Origin of the sequence: Kushneria marisflavi, assembly GCF_002157205.1 — a bacterium.
In the GTDB taxonomy this organism is placed as follows: domain Bacteria; phylum Pseudomonadota; class Gammaproteobacteria; order Pseudomonadales; family Halomonadaceae; genus Kushneria; species Kushneria marisflavi.
In genome coordinates this window covers 3,267,639-3,286,874 of the sequence record NZ_CP021358.1, presented here as the reverse complement: position 1 = coordinate 3,286,874, position 19,236 = coordinate 3,267,639, and the positions used below count along the sequence as shown (strand labels likewise).

Annotated in this window: 20 protein-coding genes; 14 read left to right on the top strand and 6 right to left on the bottom strand. The window is 58.4% G+C overall.

Annotation, left to right across the window (positions count from 1 at the left end):
• Positions 1-181 precede the first annotated feature (181 nt).
• Together B9H00_RS14920 and B9H00_RS14915 are read left to right on the top strand one after the other, a co-directional pair.
• Positions 182-934 carry a sugar phosphate isomerase/epimerase family protein gene (locus B9H00_RS14920; RefSeq protein ID WP_086901316.1) on the top strand — a complete coding sequence of 251 codons (753 nt, stop codon included), beginning with the start codon at positions 182-184 and terminating at the stop codon, positions 932-934.
• Positions 935-1,032: 98 nt separating this feature from the next.
• On the top strand, positions 1,033-2,022 hold the full coding sequence (locus B9H00_RS14915) for a 2-hydroxyacid dehydrogenase (protein WP_086901315.1): 990 nt from the start codon (positions 1,033-1,035) through the stop codon (positions 2,020-2,022).
• Between the two features lie 37 nt (positions 2,023-2,059).
• Here the strand turns inward: B9H00_RS14915 and B9H00_RS14910 are convergent, their stop codons facing one another.
• From B9H00_RS14910 to B9H00_RS14900, 3 genes are all read right to left on the bottom strand, one after another.
• Positions 2,060-2,365 carry a GIY-YIG nuclease family protein gene (locus tag B9H00_RS14910; protein ID WP_086901314.1) on the bottom strand — a complete coding sequence of 102 codons (306 nt, stop codon included), beginning with the start codon at positions 2,363-2,365 and terminating at the stop codon, positions 2,060-2,062.
• Positions 2,349-3,044 (bottom strand): ribulose-phosphate 3-epimerase, encoded by a 696-nt coding sequence (gene rpe, locus B9H00_RS14905; RefSeq protein ID WP_086901922.1) that lies wholly within the window; start codon positions 3,042-3,044, stop codon positions 2,349-2,351. Before rpe ends, B9H00_RS14910 begins: the two co-directional genes overlap by 17 nt.
• A 142-nt stretch (positions 3,045-3,186) precedes the next feature.
• Positions 3,187-3,363 (bottom strand): hypothetical protein, encoded by a 177-nt coding sequence (locus B9H00_RS14900; RefSeq protein WP_086901313.1) that lies wholly within the window; start codon positions 3,361-3,363, stop codon positions 3,187-3,189.
• A gap of 181 nt (positions 3,364-3,544) precedes the next feature.
• On the opposite strand from B9H00_RS14900, the gene ggt reads away from it, so the two are divergent.
• The 5 genes from ggt (at position 3,545) to B9H00_RS14875 (ending at position 9,183) form a co-directional block, all read left to right on the top strand.
• Positions 3,545-5,263, top strand: coding sequence for a gamma-glutamyltransferase (ggt, locus tag B9H00_RS14895; protein ID WP_086901312.1), 1,719 nt, complete (start codon positions 3,545-3,547; stop codon positions 5,261-5,263).
• A gap of 180 nt (positions 5,264-5,443) precedes the next feature.
• Entirely contained in the window at positions 5,444-6,463 is a 1,020-nt protein-coding gene (gene cysP, locus B9H00_RS14890; RefSeq protein WP_086901311.1) for a thiosulfate ABC transporter substrate-binding protein CysP, read from the top strand.
• Positions 6,463-7,299 (top strand): sulfate ABC transporter permease subunit CysT, encoded by an 837-nt coding sequence (gene cysT, locus B9H00_RS14885; RefSeq protein WP_086620255.1) that lies wholly within the window; start codon positions 6,463-6,465, stop codon positions 7,297-7,299. Before cysP ends, cysT begins: the two co-directional genes overlap by 1 nt.
• A gap of 1 nt (position 7,300) precedes the next feature.
• The gene (cysW, locus tag B9H00_RS14880) at positions 7,301-8,128 is read left to right on the top strand and encodes a sulfate ABC transporter permease subunit CysW (RefSeq protein WP_086620256.1); all 828 of its coding nucleotides are present in this window, start codon (positions 7,301-7,303) and stop codon (positions 8,126-8,128) included.
• Entirely contained in the window at positions 8,125-9,183 is a 1,059-nt protein-coding gene (locus tag B9H00_RS14875) for a sulfate/molybdate ABC transporter ATP-binding protein (RefSeq protein ID WP_086901310.1), read from the top strand. The genes cysW and B9H00_RS14875 overlap by 4 nt, the downstream gene beginning before the upstream one ends.
• A gap of 79 nt (positions 9,184-9,262) precedes the next feature.
• On the opposite strand, the gene B9H00_RS14870 is transcribed toward B9H00_RS14875, so the two are convergent.
• From B9H00_RS14870 to B9H00_RS14860, 3 genes are all read right to left on the bottom strand, one after another.
• On the bottom strand, positions 9,263-9,937 hold the full coding sequence (locus tag B9H00_RS14870; protein WP_086901309.1) for a class I SAM-dependent methyltransferase: 675 nt from the start codon (positions 9,935-9,937) through the stop codon (positions 9,263-9,265).
• 2 nt (positions 9,938-9,939) lie between these two features.
• A complete protein-coding gene (locus B9H00_RS14865) occupies positions 9,940-10,551 on the bottom strand; it encodes a TIGR04211 family SH3 domain-containing protein (protein WP_086901308.1) in 612 nt (203 codons plus the stop codon).
• Between the two features lie 199 nt (positions 10,552-10,750).
• The gene (locus tag B9H00_RS14860; protein WP_086620260.1) at positions 10,751-11,077 is read right to left on the bottom strand and encodes a DUF1820 family protein; all 327 of its coding nucleotides are present in this window, start codon (positions 11,075-11,077) and stop codon (positions 10,751-10,753) included.
• Between the two features lie 329 nt (positions 11,078-11,406).
• Between B9H00_RS14860 and miaB the strand changes: the two genes are divergently transcribed.
• From miaB to B9H00_RS14825, 7 genes are all read left to right on the top strand, one after another.
• Entirely contained in the window at positions 11,407-12,756 is a 1,350-nt protein-coding gene (gene miaB, locus B9H00_RS14855; protein ID WP_086901307.1) for a tRNA (N6-isopentenyl adenosine(37)-C2)-methylthiotransferase MiaB, read from the top strand.
• A 170-nt stretch (positions 12,757-12,926) separates the two neighbouring features.
• Positions 12,927-13,928, top strand: coding sequence for a PhoH family protein (locus B9H00_RS14850; RefSeq protein ID WP_086901306.1), 1,002 nt, complete (start codon positions 12,927-12,929; stop codon positions 13,926-13,928).
• Positions 13,925-14,452 carry an rRNA maturation RNase YbeY gene (gene ybeY, locus B9H00_RS14845; protein ID WP_086901305.1) on the top strand — a complete coding sequence of 176 codons (528 nt, stop codon included), beginning with the start codon at positions 13,925-13,927 and terminating at the stop codon, positions 14,450-14,452. Before B9H00_RS14850 ends, ybeY begins: the two co-directional genes overlap by 4 nt.
• On the top strand, positions 14,449-15,342 hold the full coding sequence (locus B9H00_RS14840; protein ID WP_086901304.1) for an HlyC/CorC family transporter: 894 nt from the start codon (positions 14,449-14,451) through the stop codon (positions 15,340-15,342). Before ybeY ends, B9H00_RS14840 begins: the two co-directional genes overlap by 4 nt.
• 94 nt (positions 15,343-15,436) lie before the next feature.
• Complete coding sequence (lnt, locus tag B9H00_RS14835; protein ID WP_086901303.1) at positions 15,437-16,924, top strand: apolipoprotein N-acyltransferase; 1,488 nt, start codon at positions 15,437-15,439, stop codon at positions 16,922-16,924.
• 29 nt (positions 16,925-16,953) lie between these two features.
• Complete coding sequence (locus B9H00_RS14830) at positions 16,954-17,697, top strand: YdcF family protein (RefSeq protein ID WP_086901302.1); 744 nt, start codon at positions 16,954-16,956, stop codon at positions 17,695-17,697.
• Between the two features lie 221 nt (positions 17,698-17,918).
• On the top strand, positions 17,919-19,235 hold the full coding sequence (locus B9H00_RS14825) for an MFS transporter (protein ID WP_086901301.1): 1,317 nt from the start codon (positions 17,919-17,921) through the stop codon (positions 19,233-19,235).
• The last annotated feature ends 1 nt before the right edge of the window (position 19,236 follow it).

The window sequence follows — 19,236 nt, the reverse complement described above, 5'->3', positions numbered from 1 at the left end:
ACTGACTGGCACCTATACTGCTGCCAGGGTTCGAAATCGCGGAGGCACCCGGTGCGCCCGTATCCGTGCGGCTTCACTACACTAGAAGCAACATGAGCATTTTCTACACGGGGATGTTCTTGGCCACAGCGGCGTCCTCAGACGGACCCGCTTTCAGACCAGGTGACGCAAGGAGTTTTTCATGGGACCGGTAATGATCTGTACTTCTGCCTTTGGCGCCGATCTGGTCAAGCGATCAGGACAGGCAGGTGTTCTTGAACATATCAGGGATGCCGGCGCACAGGGTGTCGAAATTCGCGAAGAGCTGTTGAGCGATCATGATATGCCTCTGAGCCGGCTTCGCGAAGCCATCGAACAGGCGTCACTAAACTGCGTCTATTCTGCAGCCACTTCACTCTTTGACGAACAAAGCAGGCTCAATACTGACGAGATGCATCAGGCGCTGACGCGTGCCGAGGAGCTGGGCGCGCAGTGGATCAAGTTCGGGCTTGGCCAGCTGTGTGCCGAATGCATTGATGATGGCGCTGCCGCCCTCAAGGCCGAGCTTGCCGATCAAACCCTGCCAATATTAATTGAAAATGATCAGACCTCCTGCGGAGGCGATCCGTTGATTCATGCCGCACTTCACAGGGCACTGGGTTCTGATCTGTTTGGGACGACCCTTGATCTGGGCAACGGCTACTGGACGGACCATGACCTTTCACAGGCCGCCAGCCGCCTGGGCAGCAGGGTACGTTATGTGCACTGCAAGGCCGTTACCCACGTCAACGGCCAACCTCGGGCATGCCCCCCGGATGACGCCGCTCGCGCGCACTGGTCTGCGCTCTGGCATCATTTTCCGAAAGACGTGCCGCGAGCCATCGAGTTTCCGCTGGATCATGACAATGTCAGTGCCACAGCGCGTCATGTTGAGCAGTTGAAATCGCTTGCCTGAAGCTCTGACAGGTCCGAGGGTCAGGCCTCTTTTGCGTCATATCTCGATATAACGAGCTGTCGCAAACAGCTCGCTTACTTCTTTCATCAGGAGAGATCATGTCTTCGAAGAAAACGGTCATTGTGTATCAGCGTGCCCTGAAGCCGGCTCTGCAGGAAAGGCTGGAACGGGAGTGCCATGTACTGGATTTCTCGCAGACCACGGACCTGACCCGAAACAGTGAGTTCCACAAGGCGTTGTCGCAGGCACATGGCCTGATCGGCTCAAGCGTCAACCTTACTCCGGAGCTGCTGGATCAGGCCCCCAATCTTGAAGTGGTCTCAAGCATTTCGGTAGGCGTGGATAACTACGACATCGACTATCTCAGCAAACGTGGCATTGTGCTTTGCCACACACCGGATGTGCTGACGGAAACGACCGCCGATACCGCCTTTTTGTTAATTCTGGCCAGCGCCCGCCGTGCAGTTGAAATGGCGGAGATGGTAAAGAAGGGAGAATGGACAGGCGGGGTCGCCGAACCCCACTTCGGAGTGGATGTTCAGGGCAAAAAGCTCGGCATCGTCGGCATGGGCCGCATTGGGGCCGCCATTGCGCGCCGTGGCAAGTTCGGCTTCAACATGTCGGTGAGCTATCACAATCGCTCGCGCCATGAAGATTTCGAACGCGAACTGTGTGCCGACTGGAAGGCACTTGATGATCTGCTGCACGACTCTGACTTTGTCTGCGTGACCGTGCCGCTCTCTGACGCCACTCGCCACATGTTTGGCAAGCGTGAATTCGAGCTAATGGGCAAGGACACCATCTTCGTCAATATCGCTCGCGGCGGCGTGGTGGACGAGCCGGCCATGATCGAGGCGCTGAAAAATAACACTATCCGTGCCGCCGGCCTTGATGTCTTCGATGTCGAGCCGCTCCCCGCTGATTCCCCGCTGGCACATATGGACAATGTCGTCGCCCTGCCCCATATCGGCTCGGCCACGCATGAAACCCGTTATGCCATGGCGGAACTGGCCGTGGAGAATGCTCTGGCGGTACTCAAGGGCGAGAAACCGCGGGCCCCCTACAACTGGGACGCTCTCAAGCGCTGATTGCTTTGAACCGTCGTGGCCATCAGGGCAGCTCCGATTACTCAATGGGAAGCTGCCCTTTTTCTATGATGGCCAGACGCTTGAGCCGAGAGAGCTTCTTGACCCGCCGCTCAATGCTGAGCGCCTTGCCCTTGTCGCCTACCAGGCAGGAAAAGCGTAAACGCAGCGGTCCCTTGCCACGCAGCGCTCGCGCACAGCGTGCACCATCATCCTGGTGCTCCTTGAGACGGCGCGCCACATCCGTGGTCACGCCGGTATAAAGGTGGCCCAGCCGATTTTCAATGATGTAAAGCGACCAGACGGGGCGGGCTATCTCGTCATGTTGCTCAGTCTGACAGGCCATCCAGCGGTTCCCTGAAGGCGCGCAGGATCGAGTCGTAGCGATTCGGGTCGTTGTCACTGCGTTTGGCGAAGATGGAAGAGCCGGAGACAAAGGTATCCGCACCGGCGCGAGCAATCTCGCCGATGTTGTCGGCGTTGATGCCGCCATCGACTTCCAGACGAATGGGCTTGCCGGTGGCGTCGATCATGGCGCGCGCCAGACGCAGCTTGTCCATCATGGCCGGAATGAAGGATTGCCCACCAAAGCCCGGATTGACCGTCATGACCAGCAGCATCGACAGCTTGTCGAGCACATGGTCAAGCGTTGAAAGCGGGGTCGCTGGATTGAGCGCAAGACCTGCGGTGGCGCCACCATCAAGAATCAGCTGCAGGGAGCGGTCGACGTGCAGGCTGGCTTCCGGGTGAAAGGTGATGTGGTTGGCACCGGCATCCAGAAAGGCGCGGATCAGATCATCGACCGGGGATACCATCAGGTGGACATCGATCTCGGCGGTCACGCCGTAATTGCGCAGGGCATGACAGACCGCCGGCCCAAAGCTCAGGTTGGGAACATAGTGGTTGTCCATGACGTCGAAATGAATCATGTCGGCGCCGCTGGCCAGCACATCATCCACCTCCTGTCCCAGACGGGCGAAGTCTGCAGACAGAATGGAAGGTGCGATCCTGAAGGGTTGTTGCACTGTAAACACCTCATCAAACAAGCTTGATAGCCGTCAGCCTACACGGCGGGCCCAAAGCGTAACAGGGCATCGCTGTGCAGGCGTTACTGCACGAGACAAAAAGGGGCCGCCTCATGGCGGCCCCTCTCATACTACCAAAGTCTCAATTTTCACACTCATAACGCTTGACGGCGTCAATGGCTTCCTGCTCGGTTTCATATTCACTGAGCAGGGTATCGGTATCAGGATTGACCCCACGAACTTCATAAACCGTTTTGCCACCTCCCTTTTCGACCTTCTTGACACAGGCAGTGCGGGGCGTAGGCGTTTGATCAGGCATGGCAATAACCTCAATGTTAGCGTGCAAGAGTCACTATAGTGCATACCCGCCAACTGGCGAGCTACTCGACAACCTCTACAGGAGCTTCCGCTTCCGGAAGCCGTGCAGATACCCTATTGTTGCAAAGCCGTATTAAACGGACCTGATATAACCAGATCAACAATATTAGAAGGGGATTTGCATGCCCGGGAAAAAACGACCAGCGCTGGCCTGCCTGCTGTTCATGCTCCTGCCATCACTGGCGGGTGCTCAGCCGCCCATCATTGAAGGCGAGCGTTTTCATGCCGAGTACGGTCAGCATGCCATGGTAGTCACCAGTCATGAACTGGCAAGCCGTGTCGGCCGTGACATTCTTCGCCAGGGAGGCAACGCAGTAGACGCCGCAGTGGCCATCGGCTTTGCGCTGGCCGTGGTTCAGCCACGCTCGGGCAATATCGGTGGTGGCGGCTTCATGGTGATTTCCAATGAAAAAAGCGGTGAAGTGACCTCGATCGACTATCGCGAGACCGCGCCTGCCGGTGCCTTCAAAACCATGTTCCAGGACGAGGAAGGCAATGTCATCGAGGAGGCCTCGCGCTATTCGGCCAATGCATCAGGCGTCCCCGGTACGGTCTCCGGCATGACGATGGCGCTTGAGCGCTACGGCTCAATGTCCCTTGAGCAGGTCATGGCGCCGGCCATTCGACTGGCACACGACGGCTTCGCCATTCCAAAGCGTTTTGCCGATGGCCTGAATGGCAGTCGCGAGCAGCTGGAAAAAAACGAGGGCACGCGCCGTTTGTTCTACAAGGCCGATGGCAGTGACTGGCGTACCGGAGAGGTTTTTAAACAACCCGAGCTTGCAGCGACGCTGTCCCGCATTGCTCAAAACGGCCCGCGCGAATTCTATGAAGGCGAGACGGCCGACCATCTGATCGACACCATCAAGGCGCATGGCGGCATCATGACTCGACAGGACCTGGCTGATTATCGGGCTATCGAGCGTGCCCCGGTTCATGGCAGCTATCGAGGATATGACATTTACGCGATGGCGCCTCCCTCCTCCGGCGGCGTCCACATCGTGCAGATTTTGAACATGCTGGAAAACGATGACCTCACCGCCACGGGCTTTGGCTCCGCTGCCACCATGCACCTGATGAGCGAGGCGATGCGTCGCGCCTATGCCGACCGCTCAAAATACCTGGGTGATCCCGACTTTTTCGATGTCCCGGTCAATGCGCTGACGTCCAGGGCCTATGCCCATGAGCTTCGTCAGCAGATTTCTCTCGATCGAGCGACACCGTCAGAGGCCATCGGTCCGGGCAACATTACGCCCTATGAATCGAATGAAACCACGCACTACTCGGTCGCCGATGACTCGGGACTGGCGGTATCCAACACCTATACCCTCAACTTCAGCTACGGCTCCGGTATCGCCGTGGATGAAGCCGGCTTTCTGCTCAACAACGAAATGGATGATTTTTCGGCCAAACCGGGCGTCCCCAATGCCTACGGGCTGATTGGTGGCGAAGCCAATGCCGTGGAACCCGGCAAGCGCATGCTCTCCTCCATGACGCCGACCATCGTCAAACACGAAGGCAAAAACTTTCTGGTCACCGGCAGCCCCGGCGGTTCCCGCATCATTACCACCACACTTGGCGTCATCACCAATGTGATCGATCACGGCATGAACATTCAGTCGGCCGTCAGCGCACCGCGCTTTCACGATCAATGGCTACCCGATGAGCTGCGCATTGAAGACGGCTTTAGTCCGGATACCGTGCGCATTCTGGAAAACATGGGCCATCACGTGGTTCAGAAATCGGCCATGGGCGCCAGCCAGTCGATTCTGATCAACGACAACGGCTTTCATGGCGGTGCCGACCCACGCCGTGAAACGTCCTCGGCCCTCGGACTGTAATCCATACGGTGAGAGAGGGAATGCCTTCTCTCACCGACTAAACCCTAACCCCGGCTTAAAGAACAAAATGGCATAACCAGACAGATTGTCATTCCCTCAGGTTTTGTTTAGCCTCTACTCAATGCCAGACCCACTGGCTTTCGATAATAATCCTGCCGATCAGATGCCGGGGAACACGATATGTCCGTACGCTCGACCCTTTTACGTCGCGTGGTTGCCACCGCTGCGCTCAGCATGGCGCTGGCCAGCCCGCAGGCCTTCAGCGCCGACCGCGAGCTGCTCAACGCCTCCTATGATATTGCGCGAGAACTCTTTGCCGAGCTCAACCCGCAGTTCGTTGAACACTGGCAGGATGAGCACGGGGAGTCGGTCGAGATCAAGCAGACCCATGCCGGCTCTTCGACCCAGGCACGCGCCATTCTGCAGGGGCTTCGCGCTGATGTCGTCACCTTCAACCAGGTGACCGATGTCGATGTCCTGGCACAAAAGGGCCAACTAATTCCGACGGACTGGCAGTCAAGGCTGCCCAACTACAGCTCACCCTACTACTCGACCATGGCGTTTCTAGTCAGAAAGGGAAATCCGAAGGATATCCATGGCTGGTCGGACCTGGCCGGCGATGATGTGGCACTGGTCTTCCCCAACCCCAAGACGTCAGGCAACGGACGCTACACTTATCTGGCCGCCTGGGCGGCAAGCAATCACGACAATGGCGGTGATGACGCGGCTACCCGTGATTACATGAAAAAAATGCTGGCCAATGTCGAGGTCTTTGACACTGGCGGACGCGGCGCCACGACTACCTTTGCCGAGCGTGGCATTGGCGATGTTCTGATCACGTTTGAATCGGAAGCCAACAACATCCGCAATCAGTATGGCCCGGATGACTACGAGGTGGTGGTACCGCCGGTAGATGTCATGGCGGAATTCCCGGTCACCTGGATCGACAAGAACGTCGAACGCAACGGTACCGAGGATCTGGCCAAAGGCTATCTGGAATATCTCTACTCGCCTGAAGCGCAGCGCACGCTGGCGCAGTACTACTACCGCGTCAACAATGACGAGATCAGCGAGGAGTTTGCCGATCGCTTCCCGCAGACCACGCTGCTGCGCATCGAGGATGCCTTCGGAAGCTGGGAAAATGTGATGCAGACACATTTCGCCAGCGGGGGTGAACTCGACCAGCTGCAGCGACGTTAATGCGTGCCCGTGCTGCCCGGGTCCTGCCGGGCTTTTCGCTGTCGCTGGGTGTGACCCTGCTGTTCGTGTCGTTGATTCTGCTGCTGCCGATGACCAGCCTCATCGGCCAGCTGTCAACGCTGTCATGGTCGCAGTACTGGGCGGCCATCACCGACCCGCGTCTGATCGCAAGCTATCGGGTCACGATTCTGGCAGCACTGGCCGCCTCGCTGTTCAATGCGCTGTTCGGGCTTTTGATGGCCTGGGTACTGGCACGCTACACGTTTCCGGGCAAGCGCATCCTTGATGCGCTGATGGATCTGCCCTTCGCCCTGCCCACGGCCGTGGCCGGCATTACCCTGGCCACGCTCTACTCCCGCAATGGCGCCGTAGGCAGCCTGCTTGAACCGCTGGGGATCGAGGTCGCCTATACCTGGCTCGGGATTGCACTCGCCATGGCCTTTACCAGCGTGCCCTTTGTGGTGCGCACCGTACAGCCGGTACTTGAAGACCTGCCCGGTCAGGCCGATGAGGCCGCGCTGACGCTGGGGGCCAGCAACCTGTATGCCTTCCGCCGGGTCATCCTGCCCCACATCTGGCCGGCCGTGGTGACCGGCACCGGGCTCTCCTTCGCCCGATCGCTGGGCGAGTTCGGCGCGGTCATCTTTATTGCCGGTAACATGCCCTATCGCACCGAAGTGGTCTCTCTGATGATGGCCACCCGCCTTGAAGAGTATGACTACGCAGGCGCCGCCGCCATCGCCTCGCTGGTGATGCTGGTCTCCCTGCTGCTGTTGCTGGCCATCAATCTCTGGCAGGGGCGTTTTTATCGTCGTCTGCATGGCGGGAGGCACTGACATGAAGCGCATTGGTGATGGCACGGCCACACGCGTGGGACTGATCGGGCTTGCCGTGGTCTTGACGACGCTGTTTCTGGTCATACCGCTGGCCGGCATTTTCTACCAGGCGTTTGCCGAAGGTCTGGCGCCCTTCTGGCAGAACCTGACCAGCAGCTTTACCAGAGAAGCGATCGGACTGACGCTTCTGATCGCACTTTTGACCGTGCCGATCAACCTGATTTTCGGCATTTTTCTGGCCTGGCTGGTCACCCGTTTTGCTTTCCCCGGCCGGCGACTGCTGCAAACGCTGATCGATATTCCCTTTGCGGTATCCCCGGTCGTGGCAGGTCTGCTTTATCTACTGCTATACGGCCGTACCGGCTGGCTGGGCAGCATGCTGTCCGAACACGACGTGCAACTGATGTTTGCTTGGCCCGGCATGGTGCTGGTGACCGTTTTTGTCACCTGTCCGTTCGTGGCACGTGAACTGATTCCGCTAATGCAGGCACAGGGCAGTGCCGAAGAAGAGGCCGGCGTCACGCTGGGCGCCAGCGGCTGGACCCTGTTTAGACGCATCACCCTGCCCAATATTCGCTGGGCACTGGTGTACGGCGTCATTCTGACCAACGCCCGCGCCATCGGTGAGTTCGGCGCCGTCTCGGTGGTTTCGGGCAGCATTCGTGGCGAGACCATCAATCTGCCGTTGCAGGTGGAGCTTTTGTATCAGGATTACAACACGGTGGGCGCCTTCACCAGCGCTGCACTGCTGGCGGCACTTGCCATCGTGACGCTGATCATCAAGGCCGTGCTTGAGTGGCATACCCATCGTCGGGAGAAAACAGCATGAGCATTACCATAAGCGATGTCTCCAGACGTTTTGGCAGCACGACGGCCCTGCATCCGCTGTCACTGGAGATCAACCAGGGAGAAATGGTCGGGTTACTGGGGCCGTCAGGCTCCGGCAAGACCACGCTTTTGCGCATTATTGCCGGCCTCGAAGCCCCGGACAGTGGCTCGATTCATTTCGGTAATCGGGAGGTGACCCACGTCCATGTGCGCAAGCGCCGGGTCGGGTTTGTCTTTCAGCACTACGCACTTTTTCGTCACATGAGCGTGTTTGAAAACGTGGCTTTCGGGCTACGAGCACGACCGGCCAGCGAGCGGCCTTCCAATGCCGAGATTCGCGACCGGGTACAGCACCTGCTTGAGCGCGTTCGCCTGGACACCCTGGCCAAACGTCTGCCGGCACAGCTTTCCGGCGGGCAGCAGCAGCGAGTCGCTCTGGCCCGCGCGCTGGCCGTCGAACCCGAGGTGCTGCTGCTGGACGAGCCTTTCGGGGCCCTGGATGCCAAGGTACGACTCGAGCTGCGTCGCTGGCTCAGGCATCTGCATGAAGAGTTCGGCTTTACCAGCGTGTTCGTGACCCATGATCAGGAAGAAGCGCTTGAGCTTTCCGATCGCGTGGTCGTCATGAGCAACGGCCGCATCGAACAGATCGATACACCACAGGCGCTTTATCGCGCGCCGGCCAACCGGTTTGTCTTTTCGTTTCTGGGTGAAACCAACCGCTTTGGCGGCGAGTATCACAATGGGCGGCTGCAACAGGGTAACGCCTGGATTGCGCTGGAGCATTCGGAAACGGCGCCCGACGAGGTGCTTTTGCGGCCCCACGAACTGATGCTGACCACGGCGCCCGACGAGCGCGCGTATCTGCCGGTCACGGTAGATGCCGTATCACCGGTTGGCAGCGACGTTCGGGTCGAACTGATGGCCGACTGGATGGACGCCCCCTGGCTTGCCAGCATCACGCATCACGATTTCGATCGCCTGCTGCCGGCACGCGGTGACAGCTTCTATGTTGTTCCCTCGCGCTGGCATCGGTTTGCTCCCGAAACGACCTGACAGCACAAGCCCCGGTGATCACTCATGTTCACCGGGTGCTCGATATTCAAGCAGTTCTGCGCTCGACCCCTTCAGGGTTTCAGCATGAAAGCGGCGCCCTGCGACACAGGCGCCAGACGACTTCGGTCATGCCACGCTCATCGCGCCGATCCCCCAGTCGCTCCAGCATGAAATTGGGCGCAAACAGACGATGGACCTCGTCATCGGTGACCACATAGGGCGGTCCCTGATCGGGCTGCCCGTCACGAATCAACGAAATCAAAAGCCCTTCCACATTCGGCCGGCACAGCTCGGCCAGCTTGAGCGCATAGCGCTGACGCGCTGCTTCAGACAGTGCAATCAGCGCGGCCCGATCATAAAAGGCGTCAATGTCGTCACTCAAGGCGGCATCGAGGTGGAAAAAGTTACCCACATCGAAGGTCACGCCGGCACGCCCCACCCGTTCGGGGCTTTCGAAGCGATTAAAGTTCGTGCGGGCCACGGTCTCGGGCAATGCTTCGGCCTGATCCTTAAACCAGCTTCGAACCGCCTGTTCGACCAGCTCAACGCCCAGTACGGCATGGCCGCGCTGCGCCAGCCAGAGGATGTCGCCGCTTTTGCCGCACAACGGTAGAAGCACCCGCGCACCGGTCGAGACGCTCAGATGAGACCAGTAGCGCGCCAGCATGGGCTGGACGCTGTCACTGTGAAAGCCGATGCGTCCTTCCCGCCAGCGCTCAAACCACTGCTCATTACCCTGACCCGACGTCGCCACGATCAGAACCAGCGATCGCGCTTTTTACGTCGCCTTGGTAGATGCGGCACCAGCAGGCCGAGTACCAGACCGCCCCCGGCCACGCTGCCCCCATAGACAAAGTAGCGCATCAAAAGATCTTCACGCTCGGTATCCAGTCGTGCCTGATACTCTCGCATTTTCGACTGTGCCTGAGTGAGCTGGGCATTGAGATCATCGTTGGTGGTCTGAAGTTCGTTGACCCGTGACTGACTGCTTTGCAGCGAGCTTTTCATGTCGGCCACACGCTGATTCCACTCATCATCGATGCCTTCCAGACGCTGCGTCAGGGTCTGCACGCGCTCCTGCATGTCCGGCACCCTTTCCTGCACACTCTCCTGTGCCTGCAGATCATCACTGGGAATCCAGACAGTGTCACCGCTTTCGGTGCGAATACGGCTGTAGTTTCCCTGGGATTCGAGCAGCGTCACGCGCTGACCGGCGTCCACGGTTCCCACGATACGGTAGCTGTCTGTGGGGCCGCTTCGAACATAGGTCGACAGAGAATCACTGACCCAGCGGGCTTCTTCGGCGTGGGCGGTGCTGATACCGGCACCCAATAAAAGACCGACGCAGAGTTTTCCGATTGTTTTCATGATGGAGTCGTTGGTTCGTCGAAATTGTCATTACATCATGCAGCCTGAGTCGGGCGTAACGATTACCTGATACCCGATTCGATCGCTCATCCACAGTTTCTGTGGATAACCTACGGGACAACCTGATCACATGACGCACAAAGCGCCCGACTGGCAGGCCATGACACCATTTTGCTTAAAAAATATTCAATTTAAACGCCTACTCTTCACGGGGCGGCCAGTGCATGGCCCCCGGAAAGGCAGTGACGTTACCTTCGGCCTTCACCGCTCGCGGCGTGCCTTCACGCTCGACTTCATCAATGCGAACGATGGCATTCATCGGCAGATAGCTGCGCGAGACGCCTTCGAAGGTGCGGCGCAGCTTTTCAGCACCGGGGTCGACCACCACCTTCGTGTCATCACCAAAGACGACACCCTCGACTTCGATAAAGCCCCAGAGCTCACTTTGAAAGATATCGCGTGCGTAGAGCTCCCAGAGCTCACCCTGCTGCAGGAAACTGATTCTATAAAGGGGCCTTGCCGCCATGTACGCTCAATCCTCACTGTATTGCGCCAGACCGATGGTCATCACGGCCCCTTGAAAGGCCGCAACAAGCGCGGGAGTCTACCATAGGCTTTTATGCCAATGGCGTCTGTCGTGAGCCTGCTCACGTGTTGATACACAAAGACCATTTTTCACTACACAAGTGCCCACTGGCCTGTGCCTGTGGCCTTGCGTATAATTTCGCCATTCCATGTCGCTTCGCGACGGTTCATGACACTTCTCTCGATGGTAGGACGACTGAACGGCCGGTTTTGTGCCGTCATCGCTGGATCATCGTCTGACACCCATTTTCTTATATGTACCCAAGGCCCATGACGAAGAAACTCTTCATCAAGACCCACGGCTGCCAGATGAACGAGTACGACTCGGCTCGCATGGCCGACCTGCTGGGCGAATCCCATCAGCTTGAGCTGACAGACAACGAAAACGAAGCCGATGTCATCCTGCTCAACACCTGCTCGATTCGTGAAAAGGCGCAGGAGAAGGTCTTTCATCAGCTCGGGCGGTGGAAAAAGCTCAAGGCAGCCAATCCGGATCTGGTCATCGGTGTCGGCGGCTGTGTGGCAAGCCAGGAAGGCGACAACATTCAAAAGCGCGCGCCTCATGTCGACATGGTCTTCGGCCCGCAGACCCTGCACCGACTGCCGGACATGATGGACAACCGCAACGAGAGCGGAAACCTGATCTCGGTGGTGGATGTCACCTTTCCGGAAATCGAGAAATTCGATCGGCTGCCGGCCCCCAACTCCGATGGCGCCTCGTCATTTGTCTCGATCATGGAAGGCTGCTCGAAGTACTGCAGCTTCTGTGTGGTGCCTTACACCCGCGGCGAGGAAATTTCCCGGCCGTTCGAGGACGTTCTCGATGAAGTCGTCCATCTGGCCGAGCAGGGCGTACGCGAGATCAATCTTCTGGGCCAGAACGTCAATGCCTATCGCGGCATGGACGAGACCGGTGAAGAGATCGATCTGGCTGAAATGATCGCCGCCGTGGCTGCCGTGGATGGCATCGATCGTATCCGCTTCACAACGTCACATCCGGTCGAATTCACCGACAGCCTGATTGAAGCCTTCGGCGAGATCCCGGAGCTGGTGAGCCATCTTCACCTGCCGGTGCAGTCGGGTTCTGACGCCATTCTCAAGGCGATGAAGCGCGGCCACGGCCGTGAGGAATACATCGCCAAGATGGAGCGCATCCGTGAAAAGCGCCCGGACATCAGTTTCTCGTCCGATTTCATCATCGGTTTCCCCGGCGAGACCGAGCAGGACTTTCTGGACACGATGGATTTGATCGAGCGTATCGGTTTCGACCACTCGTTTTCATTCGTCTACTCCAAGCGCCCCGGCACACCGGCGTCTGATCTGCCTGATGACACTCCGGAACTGGTCAAGAAGCAGCGCCTTAAAATTCTTCAGGACCGCATCACTCAGAATGCGATCGGCATCTCCCGGCGCATGGTCGGCACGACCCAACGCATCCTGGTCTCGGGCTTCTCGCCAAAGGACCCCGGTGAGCTTTCAGGGCGAACCGAAAACAACCGCGTGGTCAACTTTCGCGCCGCCAACCCGATCGACCTGATTGGGTATTTCGTCGATGTTGAAATTGTGGAAGCTTTCCCCAATTCTCTCAGGGGTGAGCTGGTCTCTGGAGAGAAATACTGATTCGACAGACGCACGTTTGATGTCATGTCGCCTTTCATGGACCGGCACGCCATCGCAGGATATCTCCCGCGATGGCGTCTGTTTATTTTCGATTGAGCAATTGATGCTATTGTTCCCGTAAAGAACGAGATTCAGGCTGCCCTTCAACGACGCAACGACCGGACCCAACATTGACCCAGAAAACTGCCAACGCGCATCGTATTCTTCAGCTGTCGCTGGAACCCAATGACCCCATGCGGCTGGCCAATCTCAGCGGTCAGCAGGATGAACACCTTCATCTGATCGAGCAGCGTCTCGAGGTCACGGTACGCAACCGCGGCAACGAGTTTCAGCTGGCCGGCAACGCCGCGCGCGTCAAGGCGACGGCCAACGTGCTGGAACATCTCTATCGTGAGACCCAGACGCAGACCCTGTCGCCGGAAACCGTACATCTTTATCTGCAGGAATCGGGCCTTGAGTCGATTGCCGAGGATGAAGACGATGACATGCCGCGTGAAGGCGTCATCCTGCGAACGCCGCGTGCCGTCATCAAGCCTCGCGGGCAGAACCAGCAGCAGTACGTTGAACATATCCGAAACCACGACATCAACTTCGGCATTGGGCCTGCCGGTACCGGCAAGACCTATCTGGCCGTCGCCGCCGCGGTTGAAGCCCTGAACCAGCAGAGCGTTCGCCGTATTCTTCTGGTGCGACCGGCCGTGGAAGCCGGCGAAAAACTGGGCTTTCTGCCGGGTGATCTGGCCCAGAAGATCGATCCCTACCTGCGTCCGCTGTATGACGCACTCTACGAGATGCTGGGCTTTGAACAGGTCAACAAGCTGATCGAAAAGCAGGTCATCGAGATTGCGCCGCTGGCTTACATGCGCGGGCGAACGCTCAATAATGCCTTTGTCATTCTTGACGAGAGCCAGAACACCACGCGCGAACAGATGAAAATGTTTTTGACGCGTATAGGGTTTGGCTCCACGGCCGTGATCACCGGTGACGTGACTCAGGTGGATCTGCCGCGCGGCACCCATTCAGGCCTGATTCATGTGCTCAACGTCCTCAAGGATGTCGACGGCATCAGCATGACCCACTTTGCTTCCAAGGATGTGGTTCGCCACCCGCTGGTCGCACGGATCATCGATGCCTATGAAGCGCATGAATCCGAAGAGGATCGCCACTCATGAGCGATGCGGTCCATGTTGACTGCCAGGTGGCGGTCGATTTTGACGCACTTCCCGATGAGCAGGCTCTCGAGCACTGGTTCGCCACGGTGCTCAAGCATTTCCCCGGTGAGATTCGCCGGGAGATGACGGTCCGGTTTGCCAGCGAAGAAGAGAGCCGAAGCCTTAATCACGATTATCGCGGCCGCGACAAGTCGACCAACGTGCTCTCCTTTCCCTTCGAGGCGCCGCCGGAAGTTCCGCTTCCCCTGCTGGGGGATCTGGTGGTCAGCCCTCATGTAGTGGCCCGCGAGGCGCTCGAGCAGCAAAAGCGCCTCGAGGATCACTTCGCCCACATGATCGTGCATGGTACGCTGCACCTACTGGGTCTGGATCACATCGATGATGATGAGGCCGAGACCATGGAACAGCTCGAGCGGGACATCCTGTCCACGCTGGGCATTTCTGATCCCTATGCTGTTGCCCCTGAGGATTTCGGGGTGCGCGATAGCCATCAGGTATCCGAGGAGAAGAGAACCGACGCATGAGCGATGACCGACCGGCAAGTCAGCCATCCCGATCCTGGCTTGACAGAATAATCGGCGCTTTTTCCGGCGATAACGAAGAACCCAGCAGTCGCGATGAGCTGATCAGCTTTCTCAAGGAAGCTTCAACGCGACTGAGCCTCGATCAGGATGGACTGACCATCATCGAGGGGGCCTTCGATATCAGCACCATGCAGGCTCGTGAAGCCATGGTGCCTCGTTCCCAGATTGTGGCCATTCAGGCCGATCACTCTCCCGATCAATGCCTGCCTATCATCCGTGAGACCGCCCATTCACGTTATCCTGTCATTGATGACAATCTGGATGAAGTGGTGGGCGTGTTGCTGGTCAAGGACATGCTGCCGCTGATTCTTCAGGACAGCGAAGAGCGCGAGCGCTTCAAACTGCGTGAAGTATTAAGGCCGGCCCTGTTCATTCCGGAGTCCAAGCGCCTCAACAATCTGCTGCGCGAGTTTCGTGATACCCGCAATCATATGGCCATCGTCGTCGATGAATATGGTGGCACGGCGGGCATCATTACCATCGAGGATATCCTCGAGCAGATTGTGGGAGACATCGAGGACGAGCACGATATCGATGAAGAAGACGATATCCGCGACCTTGGCAACGGCACCTACGCCGTTAAGGCCCTCACGCCCATTGATGACTTTAACGAGCGCTTTGAAACCAGCTTTTCCGATGAAGAGTTCGATACGGTTGGCGGACTGGTGATGCAGCGCTTCGGCCATCTTCCGGCACGCAACGAGTCCACCGAGCTTGAACACTGGCGGTTTACGGTCATGAATGCTGACAGTCGCCGCATTCGCTGGTTACAGGCCGCCCGGACCGACACGAGCCCCCTCGCTGACGAAACTTCCCGGTCCGATCATTGATCCCCCTACTGGCAGGGCCAAACGTGTACCTGCATTGTGATCCCCATAACGGGCAGGCATGATCGCCTGCCCGTTTTCTGTCAGAGGATGCAGCATGGCCTCCCTTCTACAGCGTCGCGGCGTCAGTTCACTTCTGGCCCTGTTGGCCGGCGCACTCACGACACTGACCTTTGCCCCCTTTAACGTCTGGGGGCTTGGCCCCCTGGCGATGGCGGCATTTTATCTTGCCCTTCAGCACGTCAATGTGCGACAGGCACTGTGGCGCGGATGGTTATTTGGTGTGGGCCTGTTCGGCAGCGGCGCCTCATGGGTGTATGTCTCCATCCATGACTATGGCAATACCGGCGGGCCGCTTGCCATCGTTCTGACAGTGCTTTTTATCATCGCCATGGCGCTTTTTGTAATGCTGCCGGCACTGCTATACCGGCTTGCCGCCAACTCAAGGCTGGATGTAGTGGCCTTTGCCGGCGCATGGGCGTTGGGTGAGGCCTTTCGCAGCTGGGCCTTTACCGGTTTCCCCTGGCTCTTTCTGGGCAGTGCCCATGTCAGCTCGCCGCTGGCCAGTCTCGCGCCGCTGGGCGGGGTTTATCTGGTGTCATTGGCCGTGGCCCTGAGTGGCGCACTACTGGCCAGAGCCCTTCTGTCTCGTCGCTGGTGGCTTTTTGCACCACTCGCTGCGCTATGGCTGATCCCGATGATGCTGCCCACACAGTGGGCCAGGCCCACCGGCGATGACGTGACCGTATCCCTGGTACAGGGCGATCTTCCCCAGCTGAGTAAATGGACCCCCGACGGTCAGCGGGATGCGATCAATACCTACTTTGGCCTGACCCGCCAGCAGGGGCTGAACAGCGACCTGGTCATCTGGCCGGAAACCGCCCTTCCGATGCTGGAGCAGCAGGCCATGCCGTTTTTGCAGCGCGTACAGTCGACACTGCCGGCGGACAGCACATTGATGACCGGCATCATGCAACGCGATCAAACCGGCATGTTCTACAACAGCATGATTGCGCTTGGAGACACGCCGGGCCAGTACCGAAAGGCGCACCTGGTACCCTTCGGCGAATATTTACCACTGGAACCCCTGCTGGGCGGGTTGCTGAAGATATTTAATATCCCGATGGGCAATATCGGCGCCGGCGGCAACGATCAGCCGCCGCTTGAGGCTCACGGCCTGCGTCTGGGCGTCGCGATCTGTTATGAAATTGTCTATCCCGATCTGGTACGGCAGCGAGCCGAGAGTGCCAACGCGCTGGTCACCATTTCCAATGACACCTGGTTTGGACACTCCATAGGGCCGCTGCAGCATATGCAAATGGCACAACTCAGGGCGCTGGAAAACAACCGCTATTTACTCAGGGCCACCAATAATGGCATGACCGCCATCGTGGCACCGGATGGCACGGTTCAGGAAGAGGCTCCGCGCTTTGAGCCAGCCGTGCTCAACGGCACCGTTCGTGCAATGGAAGGTATGACACCCTTCACACGTACGGGCAGCTGGCCGACGCTACTCCTGGCACTGTTAATGTTGCTTTGCGGTGGTATCTTGCGCGCCGGGCAACACAACACTCACGCTCACTGATTTTTGATGCCCTGGCCGAGACTCTGACCATGCTGACGCTTTTAAAGATGTATCTTCTGCCGCCGGGCATCATTATTGTGGCGCTTTTGTTTACCCTGGTGGTCGTGTGGCACTGGCGACGACGCTGGGGGCGACGACTGAGCATCGCCGTCGTGCTGGTCTTCTGGGCGCTGTCGACCTCACGTGTGGCCACCCTGCTGATGGATCCGCTTGAAACCGAGGTGCCCATTGCCACTCAAAAACAGTGGGAACAGGCACAGGCGATTGTCATTCTCAGCGGTGGCCGGCTGTTCGGACAATCTCAGCTCAACGATTTTGACGACGTCACCCCCATGGCCATGCAGCGCCTGGCCGATGGTGCCCGCATCAAGCGCCAGACCGATCTGCCAGTGCTGATCAGTGGTGGCGGTGGCCGTCGCGGTACTCGACACCCGCCCGAAGCCGATCTCATGGCCTTTCGTTTTGAGAGCAGCTTTGGTCTGCCAACACGATGGCGTGAAGTTCAAAGCCACAATACGGAGCAGAACGCGCTCTACAGCGCCCGCATACTGCGCGATGACAATATCGATACCGTGATTCTGGTGACCAGTGCCTGGCACATGCCTCGTGCCAAGCGTGCCTTTGAAAACGAAGGCATCAATGTGCTGGCCGCACCGACCGGATTTACGGCACGGGCAGGCTTTGGACCACGTAGCTTCTCACCGGACATGACCGCGCTGGGCAACAGCTACTGGGCCCTGCATGAATACATCGGGTTACTGGTGGGGAGATAGGTTGGCGTTTCGGACAGGGTCGTCCCTGACAACGTGAAGGGCGCTTTAACAGGAGTAAATCGCCACGGCTGATGTCACACTGATGGGGCAGGCATCCTTCGTATGCTGATCACTCGTTCAGGAAAGCGACCATGTCCAATAACAATGACGCCAGCCTATCGAGCAGCGGGTCCCCCCGCTCTCCCCTGTCTGAACCCCTCTCGCCGGAAAGGCGCAAGGCAATGCATCAAGTGATCGTCGCCTCGGCGATCGGCAACTTCGTCGAGTGGTTCGATTTTGCCATCTATGGTTTTCTCGCCATCGTCATCGCCCAGCATTTCTTTCCACCGGGCGAGCCGGCACTCGCCCTGCTGCAGACCTTTGCCGTTTTTGCGGTGTCCTTTGCCCTGCGCCCGATTGGTGGGCTCTTTTTTGGCAAGTTAGGGGACCGCATCGGACGCAAGCGGGTACTGGCCATTACCATCCTGATGATGGCCGGGGCCACCGCGTTGATCGGGGTACTGCCCACCTATGGCGCCATTGGCATCGCTGCACCGCTTCTACTGGCCCTGGCGCGCTGCATTCAGGGCTTTTCGGCAGGTGGTGAATATGCCGGCGCCTGTACCTATGTGCTTGAGCATGCCCCAACGCATCAAAAGGCGCGCTACGGCAGCCTGATTCCGGTCTCTACCTTTATGGCCTTTGGCTGTGCTGCCGGATTGACCCTGCTGTTAAGCACCGTCATGTCGAACGGCACCATGGAGTCCTGGGGCTGGCGCATTCCGTTCCTGATCGCCGCTCCCCTCGGGCTGATCGGTTTGTACATGCGCTTGCACCTCGAAGAATCCCCCGCGTTTAAGGCGCTTCAGAAAACCCCCGAAACACCTCATGCCAGGGTCAGTGAAACGGTCAGAGCCCACGGCGCGACCATCGTCTGCCTCAGTGCCTTCATTTCTGCCACGGCGCTGTCGTTTTACATGTTCACGACCTATCTGGTGACCTATATGCAGGTGGCTGGTAACGCCACACGTGCCACGGCCTTGCTGGCGAGTCTGGGCGCACTGGTGTTTTCAGGGCTTTTGTGTCCTGTAATCGGCCGCCTGTCAGATCGTATCGGGCGTCGAAACACCATCCGCGCGGCCTGTATCTGTCTGATGGTGGCAGTCTTTCCGGCCTACTATCTGGCTGGCAGTGGCGAAATGTTGCCTGCCATGCTGGGGGCATCGCTGCTGGCCGTGGGCGCGGTCATGTGTGGCGTAGTGACGGCCGTTCTGCTGGCCGAACAGTTCCCGACCCGGGTGCGCTATACGGCGTCTGCGCTGTGCTACAACGTGGCCTATACCATCTTTGGAGGAACGGCACCGCTGATCGCGACATGGCTGATCGACCTGACCGGAAACTCTCTGGCGCCGGCCTTCTATCTGATCGCCATCGCATTGCTGGCTTTCGTGGGTGGATCACGTCTGCCGGAGTCCTCGCAGCGGGCGCTGGATGACAATGAAGCAGGCTGGCATGACCAGCCCGCACCAAAGCTGAAGGGAGCCACCATAGCTTCCTGAT